The sequence below is a fragment of the Streptomyces murinus genome (assembly GCF_002154555.1).
GTDB lineage: Bacteria > Actinomycetota > Actinomycetes > Streptomycetales > Streptomycetaceae > Streptomyces > Streptomyces murinus.
In genome coordinates, this window is the sequence record NZ_MUNF01000113.1 from 1 (window position 1) to 4676 (window position 4676).

Genomic DNA, 4676 nt, shown 5'->3' on the forward strand with positions numbered 1-4676 from the left:
ACCAAAGAGACAGAACCTAGTCGACCCCTTGCCCGTTGACCAGCGTCCCGGCGCGCTGGCCGAGGTGCTCCAGCTCCTCTGACGTGGCCCGACAGGGGTGACTTTCGGCGCCCAGGACGAAGTCGTCCCCTATCCGATCACGCCGCAAGATGCGATGCACAGCCTCTTCTGGCTCTGGCGTGAACTGCCTTGTCATACCGGTGGAGCCAGATCAACTTGGTATGTCAGCGGAGCCCCGGAACGCTGGTGCCCAAAGAAGTGCTTATAAACAGGCGCATCTGCTGTCTTGTCCGGAAGGGTTCCCGAGCCGCTTCTGGGGTAGAAGGTGGCCCTGTTCCCCCGCGGTCGCGACTGCGGGTAGTGGGCTGCTGTATCGCCGGAACGATGCCCGTGCCCGTACGGAGCCGAGGGGGTCGCTGGCCTTCCCGGTCGCGTAGCCGGCAAGGTGGGCTTGCCCAAGGGAGCAGGACCGGCAGGCGCACCCGTTCGTACTCTTCGGAAGGGGACGGCGGGTGCCACATCGGTTCTCGATACCGGCGGTGCCTTTCTGCTGCTACTTGGAAGAACCCGGGCGTGCTTGTCGGCGTCTTCCTCGCGCCCCGGAGGCGGTGGCCCGCGCGCGGCGGCGTTGGCGGGTCCTCGTGACCAGGCTCAGGTCAGACTTCGGGCGGATGAAAGCGATGGCTGTCTTGTCCACCGTCACGGGGTGCGAGGCGCTCCGTCGTCGAAGCTTCGACATCATCCGCCAGATCAGGCGGAACGCCCGAAGGGGCAAGGGCGCACCGCGTTGGCTGTGCAGGTCTGGAGGGGCCTCAGCGGAAACCAGGTCACGCGGATCACCTCGCCCTCCGCCCAAGCCTTCCTCCGCTCCGCTCGACCGCTGATCGACATAGCTGCGGTCACGGTCGAGTGCGTGGAGGCGTCATCGCGGTACCGGCATCGCTCGGGGTGTCGCTTGACACGAAAATCGAACATCCATTCTTATGAAGGCTCCGGCGGGGTTGTGGACCGGGGATTTGGTCATGGCTTGGGTGGATATGCACCCTGGTTATCCACAGGCCGGGCCGGCGTCGGGGCGCATTGTCAGTGGCAGGCGTTAGCGTCTTTGACGTGAAGCGATCGACTCAAGCAAACCGGGTGGAACCCATGGCAGGAACCGACCGCGAGAAGGCGCTCGACGCCGCGCTCGCACAGATTGAACGACAATTCGGCAAGGGCGCGGTCATGCGCATGGGCGAGCGGTCGAGGGAGCCCATCGAGGTCATCCCGACCGGCTCGACCGCGCTCGACGTGGCTCTCGGCGTCGGCGGCCTGCCGCGCGGCCGTGTCGTGGAGATCTATGGACCGGAGTCCTCCGGTAAGACGACCCTGACACTGCACGCCGTGGCGAACGCGCAGAAGGCCGGCGGCCAGGTTGCGTTCGTGGACGCCGAGCACGCCCTCGACCCCGAGTACGCGCGCAAGCTGGGCGTCGACATCGACAACCTGATCCTGTCGCAGCCGGACAACGGCGAGCAGGCGCTGGAGATCGTGGACATGCTGGTCCGCTCCGGCGCGCTCGACCTGATCGTCATCGACTCCGTCGCCGCGCTCGTGCCGCGCGCGGAGATCGAGGGCGAGATGGGTGACAGCCACGTCGGTCTCCAGGCCCGTCTGATGAGCCAGGCGCTGCGGAAGATCACCAGCGCGCTCAACCAGTCCAAGACCACCGCCATCTTCATCAACCAGCTCCGCGAGAAGATCGGCGTCATGTTCGGCTCCCCGGAGACCACGACCGGTGGCCGGGCGCTGAAGTTCTACGCCTCGGTGCGTATCGACATCCGCCGCATCGAGACCCTGAAGGACGGCACCGAGGCGGTCGGCAACCGCACCCGCTGCAAGGTCGTCAAGAACAAGGTCGCGCCCCCCTTCAAGCAGGCCGAGTTCGACATCCTCTACGGCCAGGGCATCAGCCGCGAGGGCGGTCTGATCGACATGGGCGTGGAGCACGGCTTCGTCCGCAAGGCCGGCGCCTGGTACACGTACGAGGGCGACCAGCTCGGCCAGGGCAAGGAGAACGCGCGCAACTTCCTCAAGGACAACCCCGACCTGGCCAACGAGATCGAGAAGAAGATCAAGGAGAAGCTGGGCGTGGGTGTCCGGCCGGAGGAGCCGTCGGCCGAGCCCGCTGCGGACGCCGCGGGTGCCGCGGGTGCCGCCCCGGCCGAGGACAGCGCCAAGACGGCCGCCGCCCCCGCCGCCAAGGCCACCAAGCCCAAGGCCGCCGCTGCCAAGAGCTGACCGTGACACGACGAACCGACTGGTCCGAGTACGAGTACGCCACCCCCGGTGCCTCACGGGGGAGGGGCACCGGGGAGCACCCGGCGTATGCCCCGGGAGGTGACGACGCGTACGCGGCCGGTGGAGACGACGCATACGGGGACGGTGCCCTGCCGGGCGACGGGAGCGGTGAGCCGTACGGGGGCGGCTCGATCAGTCCCGGCTCCCGGGACGGCCGGAGGCGGGGCCGTCGACGGCGCGGCTTCGGGGAGCAGCCGTCCGGCGCCGGTGAGGACGAAGGCGCTCCCTCCCCGTCGAGAGCCGAGCGGGGGGAGCCTTCGGGGGACCCGGCTGAGCGGGCACGGGCGATCTGCCTGCGCCTGCTCACCGGGACCCCACGCACCCGCAAGCAGCTCGCGGACGCCCTGCGCAAGCGGGAGATCCCCGAGGACGTGGCCGAGGAGGTGCTGTCGCGGTTCGAGGAGGTCGGACTGATCGACGACGGCGCGTTCGCGGACGCCTGGGTGGAGTCCCGGCACCATGGCCGGGGGCTGGCCCGGCGGGCCCTCGCCCGGGAGCTGCGTACCAAGGGGGTCGACTCGACGCTGATCGAGGAGGCCGTCGGACAACTCGACTCCGACCAGGAGGAGGAGACCGCCCGGGAACTCGTCGCCCGCAAGCTGCGCGCCACCCGGGGCCTCGACCGCGACAAACGCATCCGCCGCCTCGCCGGCATGCTCGCCCGCAAGAGCTATCCCGAGGGAATGTCCCTGCGCGTCGTCCGCCGGGCGCTGGAGGAGGAGGGCGAGGACGGGGCCGGGGACTTTCTTGGGGAGTCCGGCTTCTGACGGCTTCTGACGGTACATCGGGGGGATTGCCCCGGTTCAGGACAACGGGTCGCCGTAACGTGCCGGTACCCCCGGATCCGCGAGCGCGCGGTCAGGCTCCCGGCGGGGTCACCGGCAGGCCGGCCGAGCGCCAGGACTGGAAGCCGCCGACCAGGTCGGTGGCCCGGTGCAGGCCGAGTTGGTGGAGGGAGGCGGCGGCGAGGGAGGAGGCGTAGCCCTCGTTGCAGATCAGCACGATGCGCAGATCGTGCCCGGTGGCCTCGGGAAGGCGGTGGCTGCCCCGGGGGTCCAGGCGCCACTCCAGCTCGTTGCGCTCGACGACGACGGCACCAGGGATCAGCCCGTCCCGCTCACGCAGGGCCGCGTACCGGATGTCGACCAGCAGGGCCTCACCGGTGCGCGCCGTGTCGTACGCCTCCCGCGCTTCGACGCGCCGGTAGCCGGCGCGGACCCGCTCCAGCAACTCGTCGATGCCGACCGGGTTTTGGTGTGGGGCGGCGCTCACTGCCAGTCCTCCGGGCGTTCGACCTGCTCCAGGCGCAGCACCTGGCCCGAGCGACTGTAGCGACGGATGCGGGGGAGCGGCGGGTAGTAGGCGTGGACGGAGATCGCGTGTAGGTCGGGGGACTCGTTGAGGACCTCGTGCACATGGTGGCGGCCGAAGACGCGGCCCTGTCCTGCGGGCAGCAGGCGCTCGCGGTCCACGTCCTCGGTGAGTTCCAGGGTCTTCCAGCCGTCGGTGGGCAGCCGGGCGGCGAGCGAGTTCTCCTTCAGCTCGCCGGAGGCGGTGAGGAAGGCGCCGACGGACTCGGCGTGGTCGTGCCATCCGGTGCCGGTACCGGGCGGCCAGCCGATCAGCCAGGCCTCGCTGCCACCGGGGCCCTCCAGCCGTACCCAGGTGCGGCCTTCCGGATCCAGCGGGAGCGAGGCGAGCAGCCCGGCGTCGGCCGCCGTGCGCCGTACGAATGCGAGGAGGTCCGCCTGGGTCGGCGCGGAGCCGGTGGCGGGGGACGCCGAAGGAGACGTCGAGGGGGACGAGAGGGACACGTGCACCGTCCTGAAGAGGGTTCGCGGAACGGGCGCACGGCGGCGCCCGGAGAAAAAGGGGATGCGAATTCAGCAGGACGGCCGACACACACAGCCCGCATAGCGGACGAGGTCCATATGGACCCTCCGCCACAGGCGCACACAGGTGTCGGTCACGACGGGAGTACAGCACGCCGGCGAAAAGGCGGTCAACAGACGGTCACGATGTGGACGGAGGGTGACGGCGCGCGGGAGCGTGCGGGGGAGTGACAGGGGAGCGAGGGGGAGCGGAGCGAGTGGGGCTCAGGGGTGGTGCACGCCCCGAGTGCGCGTCCCCTGCGCGCTCCGGGCCGGTCCCCTTGTGCAATGGCAATGGCAATGGCAACGGCAACTGGCAACGGCAACGCGCCTCGGGCCGGCCGGCCCTGGTCAACGCCCCCCGAGCTGAGCCTCAACACCTCAACACCTCGAAACGCGCCCGCCCTCACGAGCCCCGCGCGCACGAACCGCACCCACCTCACGAGCTGCCCCTTATACACATCT

Annotated in this window: 5 protein-coding genes; 2 read left to right on the top strand and 3 right to left on the bottom strand. The window is 69.8% G+C overall.

What is annotated here, in order from left to right; all coding sequences use genetic code 11:
- Positions 1-1146 precede the first annotated feature (1146 nt).
- Positions 1147-2280 (top strand): recombinase RecA, encoded by a 1134-nt coding sequence (gene recA / locus CCN72_RS09020; protein ID WP_086807055.1) that lies wholly within the window; start codon positions 1147-1149, stop codon positions 2278-2280.
- A 2-nt stretch (positions 2281-2282) separates the two neighbouring features.
- Positions 2283-3107, top strand: a complete 825-nt coding sequence (gene recX / locus CCN72_RS09025; protein WP_086807056.1) for a recombination regulator RecX — start codon at positions 2283-2285, stop codon at positions 3105-3107.
- Between the two features lie 91 nt (positions 3108-3198).
- Here recX and CCN72_RS09030 read toward each other — a convergent pair whose 3' ends face one another.
- The 3 genes from CCN72_RS09030 to CCN72_RS41655 all read right to left on the bottom strand — a co-directional run bounded on the left by CCN72_RS09030 (position 3199) and on the right by CCN72_RS41655 (position 4310).
- Entirely contained in the window at positions 3199-3612 is a 414-nt protein-coding gene (locus tag CCN72_RS09030) for a rhodanese-like domain-containing protein (RefSeq protein WP_244174164.1), read from the bottom strand.
- A complete protein-coding gene (locus CCN72_RS09035; RefSeq protein ID WP_086807057.1) occupies positions 3609-4160 on the bottom strand; it encodes a cupin domain-containing protein in 552 nt (183 codons plus the stop codon). Before CCN72_RS09035 ends, CCN72_RS09030 begins: the two co-directional genes overlap by 4 nt.
- Before the next feature lie 63 nt (positions 4161-4223).
- Complete coding sequence (locus tag CCN72_RS41655) at positions 4224-4310, bottom strand: putative leader peptide (RefSeq protein ID WP_313960178.1); 87 nt, start codon at positions 4308-4310, stop codon at positions 4224-4226.
- Positions 4311-4676 lie beyond the last annotated feature (366 nt).